Here is a 22,605-nt window from a genome sequence, read left to right on the forward strand (position 1 = left end):
TTCTGAAGAGTATGATTGAAATGTTTGCCCTTTTTTTGCCATAATAAAATCCCCTCCAAGTAGAGTGTACCATCCACAATTATTCTTGTGGGCTTTTTACACTGTCTACCTAAAGGGGATAATATCAGTGATGGTCTTTTTTATGTAAAAGTGCATGCAAGCTATAATGACTCTATCATTATGCCGCAAAAGCAATTTATTGTTGGTGAGCTTTCCGAAGGTGATTTAAAGTATTTACAAAAGGATCTTCCACAGCAAGAGGAAAATCATGAGCATCATCATTAATGCTTCAGAAAAAAGAGCTGAGTAGCTCTTTTTTCTTTTCCCCTCCAACCTAAATATCAATCTATTAGCCTATTTAATTAACTAAAAAAAGATTGCGTAACGGAAATATTGTCCATATAATAGGGAAATAAATTGATAATGATTTTCATTATTAGTAATTTAGAAAAGGCTGACTTATATGCTGCAAACTTCTTCCCAAAAACATTTAAATAATCGTTCTCACCATGTATGGAGGTTACTTTTATTCCTTTTCTTCCTAGCTGGACTGATTGTTACAATAGTAACAGCCGTTTCTTTCGGAGCAAAGGATATCACCTTTCATCATGTTTGGACAGCCATTTTCAACTATGATTCCTCACTTACTGAACAGCAAATCATTTATGAACTGCGACTACCGAGAGTGATTGGTGCTGCCATTGTCGGAGCTGCTTTTGCTGTTGCCGGAGCACTTATGCAAGGCGTAACACGTAATCCTTTAGCAGATGCAGGGGTCCTTGGTATTAACGCAGGAGCGATGTTTGTTGTAACTCTATGTTTTGCCTTTGTTCCGAGCATCTCCTACTCGCTGTTAATGGTATTTTCCTTTATTGGGGCTGCGCTTAGTACACTATTAATCTTTATGATGGGTGCTTCTGTTCCTGGCGGCCTGACCCCGATGAGATTAACCGTATCAGGAGCAGTAGTTGCCGCTCTATTACACTCTTTAAGTGCAGGCATTGCGATATACTTCGATTTAAGCCAAGATCTTGCCTTTTGGTATGCAGGAGGGGTTGCAGGCATTAAATGGGAGCACTTGAAGGTGCTGGTTCCTATCATTGTCATTACAATTTTATGGGCTGTATGCATGGGTCGCTCTATATCGCTTATTGCGATAGGGGAAGAAACCGCCATGAATCTCGGTATAAAAGTGAATCTCATTAAACTCCTATCCATCATTGCCGCAGTCATTTTGGCAGGCGTATCTGTTTCAGCTGTCGGTTCTATTGGATTTATCGGCCTAGTTATTCCACATATCGCTCGCAAGCTTGTAGGCACTGACTATAAATTAATCATTCTTATGTCAGGCTTGCTAGGTGCAATCCTATTAATACTTGCCGATTTAGGAGCACGTACTGTAAATCCTCCGCGAGAATTGGCAATAGGGATAATAGTCGCTGCAGTAGGTGTCCCTTTTTTTCTATATACAGCACGTAAGGTTGGGAGGGATTTATAGATGAAAGCAAATTTACGCAGCTCTAAAACCCTTACAGTCGCTCTCGTGTTAGTTTTTATCAATGTTATCGTCATCTTAATCAGTTTGAATACAGGTTCACTGCGAATCGCACCAATGGAAGTAGTGCGAACTTTGCTTGGGTTTGGTGATAACAAAACTTCACTTGTGCTGTTTGAATATCGCCTTCCTCGCATCATCATTACCATATTGGCAGGCATTGGTCTTGGAATTTCAGGTGCAATCCTGCAAGGCGTATCAAGGAATCCATTGGCTGATCCAGGCATTATCGGATTGCATGCAGGTGCTTCATTTGGTCTAGTCATGTTTGTCACTTATTTTCATTCCTTGAACGATAAAGCAGCATTGCTTATTCCATTATTCACTTTTGTTGGTGGATGCTTGACGGCACTTATCATCATCTTACTTACATATGATCGCTATAAAGGAATACTGCCCATTCGACTCATCCTTGTCGGGATTGCAATCGCAGCCTGTTTTAATGCTATTACCTTGTTTCTGTCCCTGCGCCTTGATGAGGATACATACACATTTGCATCAAGGTGGCTAGTCGGCAATGTTTGGGGCAGGGATTGGATACATGTTATCGCACTACTACCGTGGATTGTTATATTGACCCCTTTTGGCTTTCTGCAATCACGAAAGCTAGATGCCATATCATTAGGAGACAATACGGCGGTGGGTCTCGGTGTTTCTGTGCTCCGCACTCGCTTGAGCATGCTAGCAATTGCTGTTGCCTTATCCAGTGCAAGTGTAGCAATGGTTGGAGGGATTGGCTTTATAGGACTCGTGGCCCCCCATCTTGCACGCCGTTTAGTAGGACCTAGACATCAGCATTTTCTTCCTGTCGCAGGGCTTCTCGGTATGGTCATACTTGTCTTATCAGATACTGTTGGGCGTTCGATCTTTCAACCTAATGCGATACCAGCTGGGATTGTTGTAGCAGCGATAGGCGGACCCTATTTTCTTTACTTATTAACAAAAACAAAATAATTCACCGAGGAGAAATCAATGAAAAAGCAACTACTTATGATATTTACAGCTATGCTGTTATTCATTCTTGCCGCTTGCGGACAAACAGCTTCAACCGACAGTAAGGCAAGTGACACGAAAACAGACAAAGACGAACCACAAATCGCTTCTCTTTCTATCCATCTTACAAATGACCTCCTTGCATTAGGAATAACTCCTGTAGGCTCTGTTGTCGGCGGTGAGCTAAATGATTTTCTTCCACATGTTAAGGATCTATTAAAGGATACAGCAAAGCTTGGTCCTGCAAAAGACCCTGATATGGAAGCAGTTATCGCCTTAGATCCTTCTGTCATATATATTGATGAAGGAATTTCAGGTGAGGATATTTCAAAATTTGAAGACATTGCCCCTACAGAAAGCTTTAACCTTGATGAGGGAACTTGGCGCGATCATTTGAAGGCAATCGGCAAGCTCGTCGACCGCACCCAGGAAGCGGAAGATTTCATTGCAGACTATGAAAACCTGACAAGTGAAGTGAAAACATTGGCTACTGATGAACTTGGGGAAAACAGTAAAGTTATGGCTATCCGTGTAACTGCTAAAGAGCTTCGTGTATTTACGACAAAACGTCCACTTGGCCCAATGCTATTCGATGATTTAGGATTTAAGCCAGCAGCAGGAATTGATGAATTAGATTCCACACAGCCATATGAAGTCATTTCCCAGGAAGTTTTACCTGATTTCGATGCAGATGCTATTTTTGTAGTTGTAAACAGTGATGATAAAGCTCAAACAGCCTTTAAACAGCTCGAGGAATCCCCGATTTATCAAGGTTTAAAGGCTGCTAAAAACAAGCATGTTTATGTTGTTTCTGATCAGCCTTGGCTTGACTACTCCGCACTCGGTAACAAGCTTGCAATGGAGGAAGCTAAGAAGCTGTTCTCGAAATAACCACTAAAAAATCCTATGGATATCCATAGGATTTTTTTTAGCTTTCGTATAAATATTTTGGCAGTTACTTAAACATTTTCAAGCCTCCGGAACCATTAGCCTCCTCCAGCTCTCGAGCCAACAGCTGTTTATCCAGGAGCTTGAAGAATGGCATGTAGATTAGGAATCCGACAAGAAGCAGGACAATCTGCAGAACCATTCCACTTACACCCGAAACTAAGTATCCACTGATGAACAACGGTGTAGTCCATGGGATGATGACACCGCTTGTTGCGGATACAAGCCCTGTGCTCATTGCAGTGAATGAAATAACAGCAGAGATTGGTGTCATAATCAACCAAGGGATAAACATGATTGGGTTCAATACAATAGATAAACCAAAGATGATCGGCTCATTGATATTAAAGATGCTGGCAGGCAATGCAAGCAAACCAAGTGTTTTTAAATGCTTTGATTTGGAGAATAGTGTCATACACAATGCTAATGCAATGGTAGAACCAGAGCCACCCATTTGCAAATATATCTCTTTAAACTGCTTCGTGATGATATGAGGCAGTTCATGTCCTTGCTGGAAAGCGTTCAAGTTCTCTGCAGATAAACCAAGCCAAATCGGATCCATAATAGCGTTTACAATGGCATTGCCATGAAGTCCGAAGAACCAAAGCAGCTGACCGATTACCTCAGCGATAATAATGGAAATAAGACTATCTCCTAAACCTAATAACGGCATTTGTACAATATGGTATATAAATTGATGAATATCCTTGTATGGTGTAAAGCTGAACCCAATTTGCGCTGCAAGAACAATCGCAGCAATCAGCCCTACAGGAATTAAGGATGAAAATGATCTGATAACGCCTGGCGGAACTCCTTCAGGCATTTTTGGCCCGATACCAAACTCGTAAAATTTCTTATATAAACGAGTTGCAACTAGTGCAATTAGAATCGACACAAACATACCTTTTGTTCCTAGCCATTCCATTCCAAAGCTTCCATCTGTCACAGTTGTTAAAATAATAAAGGACATTACTGAGGACATGATAGGAAAAATCGGTTCCATGTCCAGTTGTTTTGCATATTGATAGGCAACATTAATAAGTGTAAAAAGACCGATAATACCAAATGTAGCATCTGTCACCTTCGTTAATGTTGATTGGAATTTTTCCCCGAATATGCCAATCATCCATACACTATATCCAGGAATAGGCAAATAAGCAACCAAGAGAAATAAGGAACCGACAATCAAAAATGGCATGATTGTTATCATAGAATCCTTTATGGCATTTAAAGGCTTATTGCTGCTAATTCTAGTTGCTAGTGGAACTAGTTTACTTTCTAGTTTGGAAAGCAAATTATTCATCATAATCTCCCCTTGGTAAATTTCTTTCCTGCATCGATGACCATAATCTTTCAACAAGCTCATGAATAAGAATCATTAATGGCAGCTGGTTCTCCCTATCAACCGTTTTTGATGCCGTTTTAATATCAAGATTATGAAAAAGACCATAATCTGCTATTCTTGCCAGAGATGAATTCTTTTTTGTTATCGCAAAGATCGGGACCTTATTAGTGACCTTTAACAAATGCTGTGTAAGCAGATGATTTTCACCTGTATTGCTTATGGCAATAATAATGGATTTGTCAGGAATCGTTTCTGAAACTTGAGTAAATTCATATTCATCTTCAACAATTCTTGTAAAATACCCTAGATTGGTAAGCTGTCTCGACAGAAAGCTAGCCGCAATCGTACTTGCTTGTGTTGCATATAAAATCACTATTTTTGACTGCTCAAATACTGTAATGTTTCCAGGAGTGAAATCATTGTCAAATTCCTTAAGAAGCAGTTCGACCATTTGCAAGGTAGGATTCAACTCCTTCATTTTTTCTTGTTTGCTTTTTATCAAAAAGTGCTTATATTCCACAATGCCAGTAAATCCTAATTTTTTGCACACCCTAAATATTGTCGGTTTGCTGACAAACATCTCTTTTGCTAAAGTATCTGCTGAAAGCTTGATCACTTTGTCTGGATGCTTGACCATAAATTCATAAGCCTGTTTTTCAATTTCGCTAAAATCTGCTAAGTTCACTTTGATAGACAAAGTTAATCATTCCTTTAAAAGGCCTTTTAAATTATTTTAAGAGAAGTCATTGTTTTTTATAGCCTCTTTTATCCAGTTACCAGACTTTTTAATCGTTCTCTCCGTATTATTAAGATTTAATGATACAAGACCATATCTGTTTTTATAAGCATTCGTCCAGGACCAGTTATCGACAAATGTCCATAAATGATAGCCAAAACAGTTAGAACCTTCATCAATAGCCTTTGCCAGCCATCCCAAATGCTCCTTGATGAAATCAATTCGATAATCATCTTCAATGAAGCCATCCTTGTTTTTAAATCTTTCCTCACCTTGCACACCCATGCCGTTTTCCGAAACATACCACTTAATATTGCCATATTCATTTTTCACACGCATGGCAATATCGTATAAGGCTTTCGGATATATTTCCCAACCTCTATATTCATTCATTCTTCTGTTCGGCATTTCATATGGCTCATAATACCATTCTGGAGTGAAAGGTGAAAATGGATTCGGCATACTATCTCTAGCTTTAACGCGCATTGGCTGATAGTAATTAATGCCGATAAAATCTACTGTATTTTCTTTAATTGCCTCTAAATCCTCTATATGATAATGAAACATACAGTCATGCTTTTTCAAGATGTTCAAATAATCTTGATCATATTCTCCTCTTACACATGGATCCATAAAAATCAAGTTAATAAACAAATCGGCAATCCTGCCAGCTTCCACGTCAGCAGGGTTTTCACTTCGAGGTATCGGTGGCAGCAAATCAACAACAATACCAATTTCACCACTATAGTTACCCTTGCGGTATGCGCTTACAATTAATGAATGAGCAAGCAATATATGATAGTTTGCTTGAACATATGATTGCATACTCATTTCATTTGGATAAATAAGATTATGCCAATACGCTCCCTTTGTATAAGCTACAGGTTCATTAAAGGAAATCCAATACTTAACTCGATCCCCAAACAGTTCAAACGCTGCCTCTGCGAACTTTACATACAAATCCACAACATGTCTGCTTTTGAAACCACCGTACTTTTGTTCCAGCTCATATGGCATATCGAAATGAAACAGATTCATCATCGGTTCAATGCCATTTGCAATCATTTCGTCAATATAACGGTTGTAAAACTGAGCAGCCTCTTGATCGACTTCACCTGTTTCAAAGTCCTTAATTAACCTCGACCATTGAATCGACGTCCGGAAGGAATTCAGGTTAAGCTCTTTCATAATGCTTACATCCTCCGCATATTGTTCATACACATTGGAAGTCGTTTCCGGTCCAACCTGGTTGTAAAACCTTTCTGGTTCTTTTTTATACCAATAATCCCATATAGAGTCATTTTTCTTATGTTTATATCCTTCACTTTGAGGACCACTTGAAGCAGTTCCCCATAAAAAATCTTTTGGAAATTGTATTTTATTCATGTTGTTGCACCTCCTATCACCACTATATTTTTCTGGAGGAGTTTTGTAAATGACTATAAGGCTTACTGTACTATCGTATTCTTTTTTGTACTCTTTTAAGAAGATATTGGTTCTGTTGCTCAGATGAACGTCATCCTTAAAAAAATAATAGGGCTGGTGAAAATTGGGTTACTGTAAATTTTTGCTGCCAAACTCAAATAACTAACAAAGAAGCTGCAAAAAGCAGCTTCTTTGGCTTTAACTATAAATTAAATCTCATGTCATTAAGTAAATTTTCATATTTTCAAGATGATATTCACCGAAAGAAATAGAAGGTATTGGTTTACTATAATAATATCCTTGAATTTCATCACAATCCCATTCTTGCAAATACAGTAATTGTTCTTTTGTTTCAACACCTTCTGCCGTTACTTTGATATCAAGATTTTTAGCAACGGACACTAATGATTGAACGATAGCAGCATGGTTCTTATTGCTTGTAATATCTCTAATAAAGGATTGATCTATTTTTATTCTATCCAATGGAAATTTAGATAAGTACGTTAATGACGTATATCCGGTCCCAAAATCATCCATAGTAATTTTAAAGCCAATCTTTTTTAGTTGATTGATTTTTTCTAATGTTAATTCAGTATTTTCAATAGCTAAACTTTCGGTTATCTCTAAATCTATTTTTTCTGGTGAAACGGAAAACTCTTCTACGCTTCTTAATAAAAATGGGATAAAATTATCGTCAATGAACTGTTTTGGTGAAATGTTTATTGACAAGTGAAAGTCAATTGGAGAAATTGTATTCCACTCTTTATACTGTCTAAACGCTTTTCTAATGACCCAGTTTCCTAACGGAATAATTAAATCTGTATCCTCTGCTAAAGGAATAAATTCTCCTGGACTAATAAAGCCCTTTTCGGGATGCTGCCAGCGTATTAGAGCCTCAGCACCAACAATATTCTCATCTTTTACACTATGTTTAGGTTGATAATAGAGTTCAAACTGTTCTTCCTGTATAGCATTTTTTATTTCTTCATACATCGTGATTTTTGAAAGCATGTCTTTCTCTAAGCATGATTCATATTCGGAAAAATTGTTCCGGCCAGCTTTTTTGGCAGCATACATCGCCATATCGGCATGCTTTATTAACGTATCACAATCGTCGCCATCACTTGGGTAATAAGAAACACCGATACTCAGTGTGATTTCTTTTTGCACACCTGCTATTTTAAAGGGGCGCTTCATATCTGTTTGAATATCTTTTATCAAACATTTAACTTCTGCTGAGCTTTTCATCTCAGTAAAGCAGATTAGAAATTCATCTCCACCAAGTCTTCCAATTAACCCTCTATCCTTAATAGTATTTTGAAACCTTTTTGCAATGAGCTTAAGCAATGTATCCCCAGCTGCATGGCCAAGATGGTCGTTAATGTCCTTGAACATATCGACATCCATTAAAATTGTCACAAAATTAGACCCCTTATTAATTTGCTCATCTACCTGTCCATAAATCCCACGACGGTTCAACAGTCCTGTAAGCTCATCGTGATACGCTAAGTAGTTCACCTTATCCTGCACTTGATTTTGTTCTGTTACATCCTGGGCAATGACATATATCCCTGTAATAGAATCATCTATTTTAATCTGTGTCGCTGTAATATTCAGATTTACACGTTGAGCATCTTTTGTGTAAATAAAGGTCTCAAAGCAGATACTGCTTCCTTTTAATACTTCATGAAGAAATGCCACTAATCCTTCCGTTTCTTCTTTTAACACAAGGTCTGTTATTTTCAGCTGAAGAACCTCTCTTAAATTGTAACCAGTTAACGTTAAAGCAGAAGGATTTACTTCTTTAAAATTCCCTTCCAAATCTAAAATAAAAATCGCATCGGGATTATACTGAAATAATGATCTGTATTGCTGTTCATTTATTTTAAGTTTCATATTTTGATTCTCTACTGTACCATTCTGATAGATCAATTGGTTTTCAATATAATTAATCGTTATGATAAATAATACAAGTAAACTGATAATTGACACCATAACGATAGAGAAACCTGTAGCTTGGAATAAACTTTGTATAAACATGTAGATGGTTGAACCGAAAGAGATACTAAATATCGTAAAGAAAGTAGAGCTCTTCTTATAAGTTATTCCCCTGTTTATCATTAATCGATCTATATGAAGATGCTCAATAATTCGCGCTATATTATATATAGAGGTTGTTAAAAGTGTAATAGAATAAAGCACATTTACATTATTTATGTATAAAGGAATGGAGTAAACTCTATCTAATAAATAAACTATATAAAGTAAGATAAATGCAGCAACCACAACACTCAATACTAAATAAGGAGTAATCCCCTTCTTTTTGTTTGTATTATACCTAGAGGGCTTAACCGCAACCTTTCCAATTGTACTCAGCAGCAGAAAACTTACAAAACTGAATAATATGGTATATATAGTATTTTCAAAAGTAAGCAGTAAACTTACTTTTGAAAATTCAATTGCTTTTATACTTAATAGACCTATATAAGGAATAATAGAAATGATAAAACCACATAAAACAGCTAAAAACAAAGTATATAATGCTTCATGCATTTTCTTCCCTGCAACTGTTGTAGTTACAAACATATTTAGATTTAGCAACGGAACACAAATAATACAACATAAAACTAAATACAAAATCAGATTAACCATAACTAACCTCCCACCAAAGACCTAAACATACTACTTTAGACCTATTATATATTGCAACTAATCAAGAAAGGAAGATATACACATTTGTTAATGTTTGACAATCAGTTAGGAGTATATATGTTAACTCTTTCTTTTTTCATGTAAAAAACATAAAAGGAGGTTGCTTAATTCTAGGAAAAACTATTTAGTTCGATTTACCCACATTCTCCACCGATTAAACTTTTATTCTGTTCTTCTTCGAAATTTTAATAATTTATTTCGAGTTACATGAGTATAAACATGTAAAACTATTTGTATTTTCAAAAAAATGAGGTAACATTTACTTATCACATAGAACAAAGGGGAATATTAAATGATTGTTAGAGAGATAGAACATCAAGACAATGAACCAATTGCTGCCATCATCCGTCATTCACTTGAGTCTGTCGGTTTAAATATTAAGGGCACTGCTTATTTTGATCCATCTTTAGATAATTTGACTTCTTACTACAATTCGTTGGAATCTGCTGCCTACTGGGTGGTAGAGATTAACGGTGAAGTGGTCGGCGGCATAGGAATAGCCCCTTTCAATGAAGAAAGCGGTACCTGTGAATTACAAAAGCTGTATTTAAGCCCTAAAGTCCAAGGAAAAGGCTATGCTAACCTTCTGATGGAAACTGCATTGGACTTTGCTGCAAAGCATTATAATAATTGCTATTTGGAGACACGCCAACAATTAAAGGCTGCGTGTGCTCTCTATGAAAAGTTCGAATTTGAACTATTGGCAAAGCCATTAGATGGGTCAGAGCACTCCGCAATGGATGCATGGTACATAAAGAAGCTTAATTAGGCTTAACATCTCACGACAGTTGCAAATATTAGCATCTGTCGTTTATTTTGCCTTAATACAAAACAAAAAAAGCAGCCAAAGGCTGCTTTCCAATTAATTATTCAATTTACTATTTTTCCTTGAAAATACGAAGTAAATGACCGTTCCAACTGCCAGCCAAATAACAAAAGCAATCCAAGTAATTCCTGGCAAGCTGATTGCTAAACCAATACAAAGAAGGGCGCTGATAATTGGCAATACCGGTACGAATGGTACTCGGAAGGAACCTTTAAGTTCAGGGAATTTTTTACGCAATACAATAATCGCGATTGAAATTAACGTAAAGGCTGCCAATGTACCCATGTTTACTAAATGAGCCAGTGTAGACAAATTTACAAAACCAGCGATACATGCAGCAATAATTCCTGTCAGCCATGTATTTTTGAATGGTGTTTTTGTTTTATTGTTTACAGAAGAAAGCATCTTCGGCAGAAGACCATCACGGCTCATTGCATAGCTTAAACGCACTTGTGCGTAAATCAATGCAAGAATAACAGTTGTAATCCCCATTACTGCCCCGATTGATATAATCCCTGCAATCGCATCTTGTCCTACTGATTCTAATGCAAGTGAAACTGGCGCTCCTACACCAAGTTGTGTGAATGGAATCATTCCAGTTAAGACAGCTGATACCGCAATATATAATACTGTACAAATTGCCAGTGACCCGATAATACCAATAGGCATTGTTTTGCCTGGATTTTTCACTTCTTCAGAAGCTGTTGCGATAACATCAAAGCCGATATATGCAAAGAAAACAGTTGCTGCTCCAGTAATTACTCCATTGAAACCAAATGGCATGAATGGAGTCCAGTTATCTGGCTTCACATACCAAACACCGACAATAATGAATAATATGATAACTGCTAGTTTAACGAAAACCATTATATTGTTGAATTTGATACTTTCTTTTACACCTTTTGAGACCAATGCAGTGATGGCTAAAATAATAAGCATCGCCGGAAGGTCGACAAGCCCACCTTTACCCGTTCCAGGGGCTGACGTAATGCTTGCTGGCAAGTTAATATTAAAGCCTGCGATCAAGGATTGGAAGTAAGCTGACCAGCCTGTTGCGACTGCTGCTATGGCGAGAACATATTCCATCATCAAGTCCCAGCCAATTAAAAAGGCAAATAACTCACCTAGTGTTGCATAAGTGTATGTGTAAACACTACCGGACAGCGGAACTGCCGACGAAAATTCTGCATAACAAAATGCTGCAAGTGCACAAGCGATACCTGCAAGTACAAAGGAAAGAATAATGGCTGGACCTGCACTTTCCGCTGCTACAACTCCTGTTACAACGAAAATACCTGTACCAATTACACAGCCGACACCCAAAAAGATGAGATCCATAATCCCCATCGATCGGCTCAGCGTTTTATTTTGAGATTGCGAAATCATCACATTCACAGATTTTCTACGAAAAAGTTGACTCAAAGCTGTAATCCTCCCAGAATGTTAATTAAAATTAAAATTTTCAAACAATTTAATCTAAATAAGGTGTACTCTATTAATTGCTTGAAATTTTACTCCGCTGATTATAAAAGGTATAAATACATTATGTCAATGGAAGTTTTCTTGTATTTTTCGCTTTCTTCCTAACATTACTTTAATACAATAATATTAGTGCATTCTCCTATTATTTCCGTATGATTACTGTCCTTATATATGTCTTAATAGATTATGTGCTAGTAGCTTGTTGAGGATTTCACATGATAATAGTTATTTATACTTTCCTATAGCAGGAAAACTGTCTCATAAGCATCCTTCACTTTGTTATTCTTCTATAACTTATCCTCCGAAAAACTTTCTTGATTTTTTTTGTCTTTAAATAAAAGAGGTGTACCTAATTTAGGTACACCAATATCGATTAGCTTCTTGGAAAATCTCTCGGCAATGAAAATCCTCTGCCGATTATATCTGAAGCATTTAAGAAAATGACAAAGGAACTATTGTCGCTTCTTTGAATTAGTTCTTTTAAATATACAGCCTCAGATTGTTCTACTACACTGAAAAGTAATGCCTTCTTCTGATTGCTGTACCCTCCTTCAGACCAAACCTTCGTGAAGCCTCTATCAATTTCATTACGAATTAAATCTGTAATTTTCTGTTCGTTTTCAGTCACTATTAAGACAAGCTTAGAAGTGGATGAACGAAGTTGGACAACATCTATTGATTTTCCAATGATGAACATGGCTATCATTCCATATAGTGCTCTTTCAAAATCAAAAACGAACATGGCTACTATAACGATACAGCCGTCAATCAGAAATTGGGAATAACCACTCGACAAACGAGTGTACTTTTTAATGAGCTGTCCAAAAATTGTTGTCCCACCAGTAGAGCCTTTACCACGGAATACAAGACCAATCCCGATTCCGCTAAGTATTCCACCGTAAATAGAAGCCAGCAATGGATCCTCTACTGAAAACGGCAAATAGGATGTCAGCCAAATAAATGTTGGCAGCAGCGTAGTTCCAACAAAGGTGCGGATGCTGAAATCTTTACCAAGAAGAAAATAGCCTAATACAAATGTTGGAATATTGATTGCCCATTGCACAACTGCTGGGCTCCAGCCATTCAGTTTGTTCAAAATGATACTTATTCCTGCTACTCCTCCTGCCGTGATAGATGCAGGCAATAGAAAAATATTAAATGCCAAACCTACTAAAAATGTTCCAAGAATAATTAAACTATAAGAACGAAATTCTTGTTTACTTTGCATTATGTTAAAATCCTTTCTTATACTGAATATAAGGTTTAATAATAACCGAACAATAGATTTCCGACAATAGAGAAAAACAATGTCAGAAAATATAACAAGTTACTAGACAATTTAGAAAAGTTTTAAAATGACAAAAATCGTCTGTTGACTGAATTCAAAATTAATTATAAAATGGAGAAAATTAAGAAAACGAAACGCTAGGATTGGGAGTATTAAGGGATATTTATTGCTTAGAGAGCTGTCGGCTGGTGAAAGACAGACAATAAACTCCCCCAACTCGCCCAGGAGTGGTAAGGCTGAAATGTAAGTCTTAACGGCTGACTGCCGTAATCAAGTCGTAAAGTGGGTTCATCCTATTTCTATTTAAGGGTGAATCAAAAAGAGTGGTACCACGAAGGTAAAGCCTGTCGTCTCTTATAGAGACAACGGGCTTTTTTTATTTTCCTTACAAAGATTCTCCCTATTAAATTAATCCAAAAAGGTGGTCAGTAGTGATGAAAAATACCGAAAAATATTCCAGAGGTTATTTTACCCCTCCCGCAAAAAGTTTGAAATGGACAGAGAAGGAGTACATTGAAGCAGCTCCAACATGGTGCAGTGTGGATCTTCGAGATGGCAACCAAGCGCTAATTGTACCAATGAGTCTAGAAGAAAAACTGGAATATTTTCAATTGCTATTGGAAGTAGGCTTCAAGGAAATTGAAGTTGGTTTTCCGGCAGCATCTGATACAGAATATGCCTTTTTGCGGACATTAATTGAACAAAACTTGATTCCAGAGGATGTAACAATCCAAGTGCTGACACAATCAAGAGAGCATATTATTAAAAAGACGTTTGAATCTCTTAAAGGTGTTAATAAAGCAGTTGTCCATCTGTACAACTCTACATCTGTTGCACAGCGGGAACAGGTTTTCCAAAAGTCAGAACAAGAAATAATAGATATTGCCGTTACTGGTGCTAAGCTATTGAAAAAATACGCAGCAGAAACAGAAGGCAACTTCCAATTTCAATATTCACCAGAAAGCTTCACAGGAACAGAGATGGAATTTGCACTAAACATCTGTAACAGTGTACTAGACATCTGGAAGCCAACTGTGGAAAACAAGGTTATCATCAACTTACCTGCAACTGTATCCATGTCAATGCCACATGTTTATGCAAGCCAAATCGAATACATGAGTGAGCACTTAAGCTTTCGGGACAACGTCATTCTATCGCTTCATCCACATAATGACAGAGGTACAGGTGTTGCAGATGCCGAGCTTGGAGTCCTTGCAGGCGCACAAAGGGTGGAAGGAACATTGTTCGGAAATGGCGAAAGAACAGGAAATGTTGACATTGTCACACTTGCACTGAATATGTATTCACACGGCGTTGAGCCGAATTTAAATTTCAATAATATTCCTGGCATCCTAGCAAAATACGAAAAATTGACAAGAATGAGGGTTCCTGAAAGACATCCGTATGGTGGTGAGCTTGTCTTTACAGCATTCTCAGGCTCCCATCAGGATGCAATTGCTAAAGGCATGAAATGGCGTGAGGAAAAGAATCGCGACTATTGGACAGTGCCTTACCTATTAATTGATCCTAAGGATATTGGCAGACAATATGAAGGAGATATTATCCGCATTAACAGCCAATCCGGTAAAGGTGGCATCGGTTATATCCTTAAACAAAATTATGGTCTTGATCTTCCTGCTAAAATGCGTGAAAGCTTTGGATATGCTGTTAAAAAAGTATCCGATAACCTTCATAAGGAGCTTATGCCTGACGAAATTCATGATATCTTCCTGAATGAATACGTCAATATAGATGCTCCAGTTGAATTCATTGAATATCAATTCTCGCAAAATAACAGCTATGACACAACAGTGGCAGTGAAAAAGGACAATACTGTCCATGAATTTAGTGGCAAAGGGAACGGCAGACTTGACGCTATCAGTAATGCCCTACAATCGTCATTGGGTATCCAATACAAGGATTTAGTTTATACAGAGCATGCCCTTGAAACAGGTTCCGAGTCAAAAGCCGTTTCTTACGTTGGCTTTACAGCCGCAAACGGCTCCGTTTACTGGGGATGTGGAATCGATGCAGACATTATGACATCCTCCATTAAAGCCCTGTTCAGTGCCGTTAACAATATGGTCAGCAGTGAACAGCCTGCTGCAGAGCAAGGATATTCCTTGTCTAAATAATAGAGGAATGAGAACCCTGTTTATGCAGGGTTCTTTATGTTTAATTAAACTATGTTAATATTATTAAGTGGATGGGGAACTCATTGCTTCCCTATAATCCTTATGTTAATAAACAGCAAAAGTATCTTAAAGGAGGAACATATGATAAAAGGAATCATTTTCGACTTTGATGGGCTTATTTTTGACACAGAAACACATCAGTACCACTTACTGCAGGAGCTATTTACAGAACATAGCTGTGAATTGCCTTTAGAATTATGGCAAAAAGAAATAGGCACACACACAGATTTCTCCCCATTTGTTTACCTGGAAGAACAGGCTAAAAGAAAACTCGACTTAAAAATTTTAGAAACAGCTTTTCAAGAAAACTTTCTTCGCAAGCTCGAACTGGAAAAAGAAAGACCTGGTGTTAAAGATTATCTCGATACAGCCAAATCATTAGGTTTAAAAATTGGTCTTGCTTCTAGCTCCAATTATGATTGGGTTTCCAAGCATTTAAAAAGATTAGGTTTATTTGATTATTTTGACTGCATCAAAACCTCTGACGATGTAGAAAAAGTAAAACCAGATCCAGCTTTATACATAGAAGCAGCCCGCTGCCTGGAGCTGCAGCCAAATGAATGTATAGCATTTGAAGATTCTGCTCACGGTGCACAAGCAGCTAAAACAGCAGGCTTGAATGTTGTTATTTTCCCAAATGAAGTGACAAATGCAATGCAATTCTGCGATGTGGATTACCGCTTTGATTCCATGATGACAATGCCACTAGCTGATTTAATATCTAAATATAAGTAATATAAGAAGCACAAAAAGGAATAACCTCACATGAGGCTATTCCTTTTTTTATATTTAAACATTTCGTCTTACAATTACCTACTGTTTAGTCACTATTTCCTTTTCCTTGCTGACAAAAAAATGATAAAGTGCCCCGTAAAGATTTGCATCATTTCGGAACTTGCAAACTTCTATTTTCGGATTAGCCATATGAGGAGGATTAGCTGACTTTATTTCCTCTATTGCCCACTTTGTTCTTTCAATTAAGATAGGCTGAGCACTGATTCCGCCGCCAATTGCAAATATCTCCGGATCTAAAATATATTGCAGGTTCAATATTTGGGAAGCTAGATAAAAACAAAACTCATTGAATATTTCATTTGCTTCTTCATCCTGATTGTTTATGTATTCAAATACAGCTTCGCCATCTGTTGGATCATCCAGCTGCTTTGCTTCTCCGATAAGACGCACCATTCGCACTGCCGAACAATCGGAGCCAAAAAACTGGGCTTTCCTGCTTGTCATGTCTATTTTATCCATTACAAAGCTCATTTCACCAGCAGATAGATTCACTCCACGATGCAGTTTGCCGTCAACAACAATACCACCGCCTACACCGCTTCCAAGCACTAATACAACTGCATCCTTGGCACCCTTAATACTTCCAAGCCACAATTCAGCTAAAGCAGCACACTTCCCGTCATTTTCAATGGAGACATCTTTTCCGTACCTGTCCCCAATTCTTTTCGCAAGATTCACTTCATGAAGAAATGGAAAGGATCCTCCATAATAAATCATACCTGTATCTACATCTACCGTCCCTGGACAGCTTACAGCAATCCCTTTTACGGACGATAAGTCGTGTTCATCCAAAATTCCAAACAGAACCTCTTCAAAATCGTCCAAATTCGTTCGAGGCGCGGGCATTTTCCCTTTTGAAGAAATATTCCCAGCAGTATCCATCAATGCATATTTAATAAACGTTCCACCGATATCAAGTACGAAATACATATATAATTCTCCTAGTCTTTTTGATGATTTTAATTGTGTTTATCTGAATAGTTGAAGTACTATAATATTTCGCCGTAACAATGAATTTTTCCTTTTTTAATGAATAGAATTCAATCCTTGCCAAAAAGTTTAGTTACTTATCCTCGAAGTACGCACACTTATAAACCTAATTCCCCTTTTCCACAGCTATATATTTATCATAAAAAACACCTTGTGTTGTGAAAAGATAAGGACTAAGCCAAAGACTGCCTATCCCTAAAGGAAAGCTGACAACAATTCCCCATCCAATAAAACTAAGATTCAACATGAAGTACCTTATACTAAGCATTATGGAACACAAAAAAGCCGAATGACCTATTAGTCACTCAGCGATTACCAATATTTTAAACATCCAATCATGGTTAGCTGGTTATTTTCCCCAATGCCTTTGCCAGTCTTTTGATACCAATAGGAATTTCCTCATCACTAGCTTTTCCATATGTAAGACGCATAAAGCCTGACTTTGTGCCAAGGATAGAGCCTGGTGTAAATATAACTCCTTCCTCTATTGACTGTTCCAATAGTTTAATTTCGTCAATGCCCATCTTTAACCTGCACCACAAGTGTATTCCGCCATGTGGAAAGAAATAATCAACTTGGTCTTGCAATAACTCTGTTATGCTCTTTATCATTTTATCTCTTTTTTGTTCGAGCCTAATCTTTAAGGATTGAATATGCGTTTCAAAGTATTCAGAACGAAGAAATTCATTGCCTAACCACTGTGAAAAAATAGAATGTCCAAAATCAAATTGCTGCTTAGCATCGGAAAGTCTTTCAATAACTGGCTGAGGTCCGATTACCCAGCCAATTCTAAAGCCTGATGCGGCAATTTTGGTTAAGGAGCTTATGTACAATACATTTCCGTTTTCATCTAAAGACTTCAATGTTGCTGTATCTTCCCCTGTGTAGTTAAGGAGGCTGTATGGATCATCCTCCACAATCGGTATGCCAAATTCAGAGGACAGATCTAATATTCTTTTTCGTTTTGCGACAGACAGCAATGTTCCTGTAGGATTTTGAAAAATAGGGTTAAGAAAAATCATTTTTATTTGGTGCTTTTTGTGCAGATCAATTAGGTCCTCTGGGTTAAAACCATTTTTATTTATATCCAAATGGAACACATTCAGCCCTGCTGACTTGAATATCGGCAGACTGTAATGATAAGACGGATTTTCGATCACTACTGCATCTCCTGGCTTAAGCAAACATTCAATAATCAAGTGTATTGCCTGCTGGGCTCCTGAGGTAACGAGAATAGATTCTGGTTTGGCATTAATCCCTTTATATCGCTTCACATGCTCTCCAATCGTTTCTCTCAAGCCGATATTCCCTTGAGGATGATCATAGCCTAAATGCCCTGAAAATTCTCCAGATTTAATAATCTTACGAACATATTCATCTGGCATTAGTTCATCGGACAGCTCACCACTGGCAAAATTCACAAGAGTTTCTTCTTCAGAAATATTTCTAATGCGCTGAGCAACAGGCATATTAGCCTGAAATGACCCTCTTTCAATATACTTATTCCAGCTCGGAATCCGTTTTTTCGCCAGCCCCCATATATCCTTGCTGACAACCGTGCCACTGCCTCTTCTTTTTTCTACAAGTCCATTTGCCTCAAGCTCCGCATATGCAGAAACAATCGTACTGCGGTTAACCTTATAAGCCTCTGCAAGCTTGCGCTCGGACGGCAATGGTTTATCAATCGGAAACAGTCCATTTTGAATGCCTTTTTCCATATAATCTGCAATTTGTTTATATACTGCCTTACTGTTATTTTTATCTGGTTTCCATTCCATCAAATTAAATCTCCAGCTTAAATAATTTTTTTATATACTTATCTTAATATATCACCCATTGTTTTAACCATCCAATTTAGAATGAAATAAACCCGCCAATTAAAAAAAGACCAGGTTTCACTAACCTGATCTTTTTAACATCAATAAGGATCTGCTTCATGACCTTTTTCAACCGCTTTTTCTGATGCTATTTCACTATCTTTGTTTCCTAATGGATGGCTGCTCTGTCTGTTGATTTTCATTGGCAGCATTGGTCAATCCTTCTCGCAGACGGCGGCCGTATTCCTCGTCTGCCTCTTCTGCAAGAGCAATCATTGCATCCTGAATTCTTTGATCGCATTGAGACAGATCTCCGACAAGATTGGATATTAATTCATCCTTCTCCCAATGTTCAAATTCTCTATACGTCTGGCCCGCTTGTTTTGTATTGTCATTGCGGTCAATCGATTCGCGAACAAGCTTGCCCGCAACCGTCGGTGTGTATTCCTTGCCGGCAGGTTCTGCTTCTTTTAAACCGCCGAGAATAGACGGTTCATAGTTAATATGCTTGTCCTTCCGATCCACATGATATTGCATTTGACCGCCGCTTTGATTAGTAGCAACCTGCTTCTTCGGCGCATTAATCGGCAATTGCAGATAGTTCGCTCCTACACGGTGGCGCTGTGTATCGGAATAAGAGAAGGTGCGTCCTTGCAGCATTTTATCATCAGAGAACTCTAATCCGTCAACAAGGACACCTGTCCCGAAGGCTACCTGCTCTACTTCTGCAAAATAATCCTCTGGATTTTTGTCTAACACCATCTTCCCAACTGGAATCCAAGGAAACTGGTCATTTGGCCATAGCTTTGTATCGTCAAGTGGATCGAAATCCAGCTCAGGATGTTCATCATCGCTCATGATTTGCACCAACAGCTCCCATTCTGGGTAATCTCCTTGTTCAATGGCATTATATAAGTCTTGTGTAGCATGATTGAAATTTGTAGACTGGATTTCATTAGCTTCCTTTTGTGCAAGATTCTTTATGCCTTGCTTTGGTTCCCAATGATACTTCACCAAGACAGCCTCTCCTTCACTGTTGACCCATTTGTATGTATTAACACCAGAACCCTGCATCATACGATAATTAGCAGGAATTCCCCAAGGTGAATAAACAAATGTTACCATATGGAATGTTTCTGGTGAGCTCGCACAAAAATCAAAGAACCTTTCTGGACTTTGGATATTTGTTACCGGATCTGGCTTAAAGGCATGAATCATATCAGGAAACTTCATAGCATCGCGAATAAAGAATATTTTCAGGTTATTACCTACAAGATCCCAGTTTCCGTCTTCTGTATAAAATTTAACAGCAAAGCCCCGTGGATCTCGAAGTGTCTCAGGTGAGTGCCCGCCATGGATTACAGAAGAAAAACGGACAAATACTGGTGTACGCTTGCCTTTTTCCTGAAAAAGCTTTGCACGTGTATATTTAGAAATATGTTCATCTCCTGCTGTACCATATGACTCAAAATAGCCATGAGCACCGGCCCCACGAGCATGAACTACACGTTCAGGAACTCGTTCTCTGTCAAAATGACTAATCTTTTCGATAAAATTGTAATTTTCCAATGTGGCTGGACCTCTATTGCCTACTGTCCGAATATTTTGGTTATTCGTTACAGGGTGACCCTGCCTGTTTGTCAAAGTATTGTCATTTTCATGATTCTTTTCATGTTTTGACTGATTATCCATTTTTCTTCCTCCCATTCTCCATCATTATTTGAACATAACTCGTCACTACGAAACTACTACCCTATCTTCATTAAAATAATCCTTATTTAATAATAAATATAAAAAAGCACAAGGATAGTTTCCTTGCGCTTCTTACCTAACTATTATCTTTCACAAGCATAGTTATCCTTGTCTCTATCCATTTTCGATTGATACGCTGGATGTGAGGAATCTACTCCATTTGGATATACTGCTCGCAGCTCTGTACAGTTCGCAAAGTACTCAGAACCACTGCTTGAAGATGTTGTACTTGCTGTAGTTTGGTTTGAAGATGATTGACTTGAAACATTAGCAGAAGCAGATGCTGCCTCTTTTTTAGCACTTGCTAAATCACCTTCTAAATCACTTATATTACTCTTTAAGGTTTTAATTTCCTTCTCCAAATCCGTTACTTTTTCTTCTAGCTTCTTTTTATCTTTTTCCAAGGATTCTTTTTGATCATTCAGATCCTTTTCCGCTGAAGATCCATCTTCCACCTTTGAGCTTAGTTCTTTATTATCTGCAGTCAAATCTTTATTTTTTGAAGTTAGTTCAACATTAGTAGAATCTAACTCCGTCAGTTTGGAGTTGAGTTTTTTTACTTCTGCCTGCAATTTTGTATTAGCCTCTAAAGAGTCATTTAATTTTTGAGTTTCTCCACTATCAATATATGGAACCCCTAAAGAAAAAAATAAAATGCCCCCAATTAAAGGGATTAAAAGAAGAAGCTTTGAAATTCTCTTTTGTCTGTTTTTAAGCTTCCTAATAAAATGAAACACCAAATAAAAAATTGCAAAAATAAATAAAAACAAACCGATGTAAGCTAATGATTCCAAAATTAAGCACCCCAATAAAATATAGTAAAATGGTAATCTTTCTCTTACATGTTACTTTATTACTAGTTTTACCGCTACTATTTCTTGTCAGAAAAGCAAAAAATTATTTCAATAAAACTATTTACTTTTGTTGAATTCTGTCATTACATACTATTTTCTATCAACTGGAAAAACAATTTAGTATAATTGTATTATTCTAGATTGAAGGAGATATGCTTTTGAAGAAACTCATCAAGAATAAATATATATGGACTTTTGTGACATACCTGTTTATCATGACAATCTTGCCTATCGGAATCCAGCTGCTTTTGGACTTGTTTGGAGTGGGGACAACAAAGAGCATTTCATTTGGAGACTATCAAATCAGTACCGCAATGCTGAGCGTTATCCTTAACTTTCTCATTCTGTTCATCATTCTAGGGTTCATCATTTTCCTTTATTTCAAAACATCTTTATTTCAATGGAGAAAACCGAACGTAAAGGGGAAGGATTTCCTTTATGCCATCTTTGTTTTTTTCGGAGGAAAATTTATAACCGTCATTGTGATGGTCATAATTGCTTTGTTGTTTGGTCTAAATATGGAGGAAGCTCCCCAAAATCAACAAGCGGTAGAGGTATTAATTCATACTAGCTATATTACGATTATTCAAGTGACCATACTTGCTCCAATTATTGAAGAATTTTTCTTCCGAAAAGTTATCATTGGCCATGTTTTTTCCAAATACAAATATGTGGGCCTTATTTTCAGCTCCCTTTTGTTTGGTGGAATGCATATGATGGCTGGTTTCTCTTTAACTGGAATGATTTTGTATAGCGGTTTAGGGTTTTTCTTGGGACTCGTTTATATAAGAACAAACCGTATTGAAACGTCAATTATTGCTCATGGTTTTAATAACTTGGTATCTTACTTATTAGTGCTGTTAATTCGATGAAATAAAAAACACTCCCTTTT

Annotated in this window: 17 protein-coding genes, 2 pseudogenes and 1 other annotated feature; of the genes and pseudogenes, 8 read left to right on the top strand and 11 right to left on the bottom strand. The window is 37.4% G+C overall.

Going from position 1 to position 22,605, the window contains the following annotated elements:
- Positions 1-87: 87 nt before the first annotated feature.
- The 4 genes from EM808_RS11505 to EM808_RS11520 all read left to right on the top strand — a co-directional run bounded on the left by EM808_RS11505 (position 88) and on the right by EM808_RS11520 (position 3,439).
- Entirely contained in the window at positions 88-285 is a 198-nt protein-coding gene (locus EM808_RS11505) for a hypothetical protein (RefSeq protein ID WP_127738367.1), read from the top strand.
- 178 nt (positions 286-463) lie between these two features.
- Positions 464-1,498, top strand: a complete 1,035-nt coding sequence (locus tag EM808_RS11510; RefSeq protein WP_127738368.1) for a FecCD family ABC transporter permease — start codon at positions 464-466, stop codon at positions 1,496-1,498.
- The gene (locus EM808_RS11515; protein WP_127738369.1) at positions 1,499-2,509 is read left to right on the top strand and encodes a FecCD family ABC transporter permease; all 1,011 of its coding nucleotides are present in this window, start codon (positions 1,499-1,501) and stop codon (positions 2,507-2,509) included.
- Between the two features lie 18 nt (positions 2,510-2,527).
- The gene (locus tag EM808_RS11520; protein WP_127738370.1) at positions 2,528-3,439 is read left to right on the top strand and encodes an ABC transporter substrate-binding protein; all 912 of its coding nucleotides are present in this window, start codon (positions 2,528-2,530) and stop codon (positions 3,437-3,439) included.
- 64 nt (positions 3,440-3,503) lie between these two features.
- Here EM808_RS11520 and EM808_RS11525 read toward each other — a convergent pair whose 3' ends face one another.
- The 4 genes from EM808_RS11525 to EM808_RS11540 form a co-directional block, all read right to left on the bottom strand.
- Entirely contained in the window at positions 3,504-4,802 is a 1,299-nt protein-coding gene (locus EM808_RS11525) for a PTS sugar transporter subunit IIC (RefSeq protein ID WP_164849642.1), read from the bottom strand.
- Positions 4,792-5,538 (bottom strand): MurR/RpiR family transcriptional regulator, encoded by a 747-nt coding sequence (locus EM808_RS11530; protein ID WP_127738372.1) that lies wholly within the window; start codon positions 5,536-5,538, stop codon positions 4,792-4,794. Before EM808_RS11530 ends, EM808_RS11525 begins: the two co-directional genes overlap by 11 nt.
- Positions 5,539-5,574: 36 nt before the next feature.
- Positions 5,575-6,963 carry a glycoside hydrolase family 1 protein gene (locus EM808_RS11535; RefSeq protein ID WP_127738373.1) on the bottom strand — a complete coding sequence of 463 codons (1,389 nt, stop codon included), beginning with the start codon at positions 6,961-6,963 and terminating at the stop codon, positions 5,575-5,577.
- Between the two features lie 255 nt (positions 6,964-7,218).
- Positions 7,219-9,639, bottom strand: a complete 2,421-nt coding sequence (locus tag EM808_RS11540) for a sensor domain-containing protein (RefSeq protein ID WP_164849643.1) — start codon at positions 9,637-9,639, stop codon at positions 7,219-7,221.
- Positions 9,640-10,006: 367 nt separating this feature from the next.
- Between EM808_RS11540 and EM808_RS11545 the strand changes: the two genes are divergently transcribed.
- On the top strand, positions 10,007-10,483 hold the full coding sequence (locus EM808_RS11545) for a GNAT family N-acetyltransferase (protein ID WP_127738375.1): 477 nt from the start codon (positions 10,007-10,009) through the stop codon (positions 10,481-10,483).
- Positions 10,484-10,576: 93 nt separating this feature from the next.
- On the opposite strand, the gene EM808_RS11550 is transcribed toward EM808_RS11545, so the two are convergent.
- Both EM808_RS11550 and EM808_RS11555 read right to left on the bottom strand, forming a co-directional pair.
- Complete coding sequence (locus EM808_RS11550; RefSeq protein WP_127738376.1) at positions 10,577-11,962, bottom strand: amino acid permease; 1,386 nt, start codon at positions 11,960-11,962, stop codon at positions 10,577-10,579.
- A gap of 433 nt (positions 11,963-12,395) precedes the next feature.
- Entirely contained in the window at positions 12,396-13,250 is an 855-nt protein-coding gene (locus EM808_RS11555) for a YitT family protein (protein ID WP_127738377.1), read from the bottom strand.
- A gap of 190 nt (positions 13,251-13,440) precedes the next feature.
- Positions 13,441-13,668 (top strand) — a binding site (T-box leader).
- A 76-nt stretch (positions 13,669-13,744) separates the two neighbouring features.
- On the opposite strand from EM808_RS11555, the gene EM808_RS11560 reads away from it, so the two are divergent.
- Both EM808_RS11560 and EM808_RS11565 read left to right on the top strand, forming a co-directional pair.
- On the top strand, positions 13,745-15,445 hold the full coding sequence (locus EM808_RS11560) for a 2-isopropylmalate synthase (protein WP_127738378.1): 1,701 nt from the start codon (positions 13,745-13,747) through the stop codon (positions 15,443-15,445).
- Positions 15,446-15,586: 141 nt separating this feature from the next.
- The gene (locus EM808_RS11565; RefSeq protein ID WP_127738379.1) at positions 15,587-16,240 is read left to right on the top strand and encodes an HAD family hydrolase; all 654 of its coding nucleotides are present in this window, start codon (positions 15,587-15,589) and stop codon (positions 16,238-16,240) included.
- Positions 16,241-16,318: 78 nt separating this feature from the next.
- On the opposite strand, the gene EM808_RS11570 is transcribed toward EM808_RS11565, so the two are convergent.
- From EM808_RS11570 to EM808_RS29770, 5 genes and pseudogenes are all read right to left on the bottom strand, one after another.
- Positions 16,319-17,230 carry an ROK family protein gene (locus tag EM808_RS11570; protein ID WP_127738380.1) on the bottom strand — a complete coding sequence of 304 codons (912 nt, stop codon included), beginning with the start codon at positions 17,228-17,230 and terminating at the stop codon, positions 16,319-16,321.
- A 166-nt stretch (positions 17,231-17,396) separates the two neighbouring features.
- Positions 17,397-17,558, bottom strand: coding sequence for a DUF975 family protein (locus EM808_RS29520; RefSeq protein ID WP_127738381.1), 162 nt, complete (start codon positions 17,556-17,558; stop codon positions 17,397-17,399).
- Positions 17,559-17,631: 73 nt separating this feature from the next.
- Entirely contained in the window at positions 17,632-19,068 is a 1,437-nt protein-coding gene (gene pdxR, locus EM808_RS11580; protein ID WP_127738382.1) for a MocR-like pyridoxine biosynthesis transcription factor PdxR, read from the bottom strand.
- A gap of 140 nt (positions 19,069-19,208) precedes the next feature.
- Positions 19,209-20,799, bottom strand: a pseudogene (locus tag EM808_RS11585) (catalase).
- 143 nt (positions 20,800-20,942) lie between these two features.
- A pseudogene (locus EM808_RS29770) lies at positions 20,943-21,068 on the bottom strand (excalibur calcium-binding domain-containing protein); the annotation flags it as partial.
- An 803-nt stretch (positions 21,069-21,871) separates the two neighbouring features.
- Between EM808_RS29770 and EM808_RS11595 the strand changes: the two are divergent.
- Positions 21,872-22,585 carry a CPBP family intramembrane glutamic endopeptidase gene (locus EM808_RS11595; protein WP_164849644.1) on the top strand — a complete coding sequence of 238 codons (714 nt, stop codon included), beginning with the start codon at positions 21,872-21,874 and terminating at the stop codon, positions 22,583-22,585.
- Positions 22,586-22,605 lie beyond the last annotated feature (20 nt).

This window comes from Niallia taxi (genome assembly GCF_004005475.1).
Lineage (GTDB): Bacteria > Bacillota > Bacilli > Bacillales > Cytobacillaceae > Niallia > Niallia taxi.

Excerpts from the sequence above, each read along its gene's own strand:
- EM808_RS11510 (WP_127738368.1), top strand. The coding sequence starts at position 464 with ATGCTGCAAACTTCTTCCCAAAAACATTTAAATAATCGTTCTCACCAT.
- EM808_RS11515 (WP_127738369.1), top strand. The coding sequence starts at position 1,499 with ATGAAAGCAAATTTACGCAGCTCTAAAACCCTTACAGTCGCTCTCGTG.
- EM808_RS11520 (WP_127738370.1), top strand. The coding sequence starts at position 2,528 with ATGAAAAAGCAACTACTTATGATATTTACAGCTATGCTGTTATTCATT.
- EM808_RS11525 (WP_164849642.1), bottom strand. The coding sequence starts at position 4,802 with ATGATGAATAATTTGCTTTCCAAACTAGAAAGTAAACTAGTTCCACTA.
- EM808_RS11535 (WP_127738373.1), bottom strand. The coding sequence starts at position 6,963 with ATGAATAAAATACAATTTCCAAAAGATTTTTTATGGGGAACTGCTTCA.
- EM808_RS11545 (WP_127738375.1), top strand. The coding sequence starts at position 10,007 with ATGATTGTTAGAGAGATAGAACATCAAGACAATGAACCAATTGCTGCC.
- EM808_RS11555 (WP_127738377.1), bottom strand. The coding sequence starts at position 13,250 with ATGCAAAGTAAACAAGAATTTCGTTCTTATAGTTTAATTATTCTTGGA.
- EM808_RS11560 (WP_127738378.1), top strand. The coding sequence starts at position 13,745 with ATGAAAAATACCGAAAAATATTCCAGAGGTTATTTTACCCCTCCCGCA.
- EM808_RS11565 (WP_127738379.1), top strand. The coding sequence starts at position 15,587 with ATGATAAAAGGAATCATTTTCGACTTTGATGGGCTTATTTTTGACACA.
- EM808_RS11570 (WP_127738380.1), bottom strand. The coding sequence starts at position 17,230 with ATGTATTTCGTACTTGATATCGGTGGAACGTTTATTAAATATGCATTG.
- EM808_RS29520 (WP_127738381.1), bottom strand. The coding sequence starts at position 17,558 with ATGCTTAGTATAAGGTACTTCATGTTGAATCTTAGTTTTATTGGATGG.
- pdxR (WP_127738382.1), bottom strand. The coding sequence starts at position 19,068 with ATGGAATGGAAACCAGATAAAAATAACAGTAAGGCAGTATATAAACAA.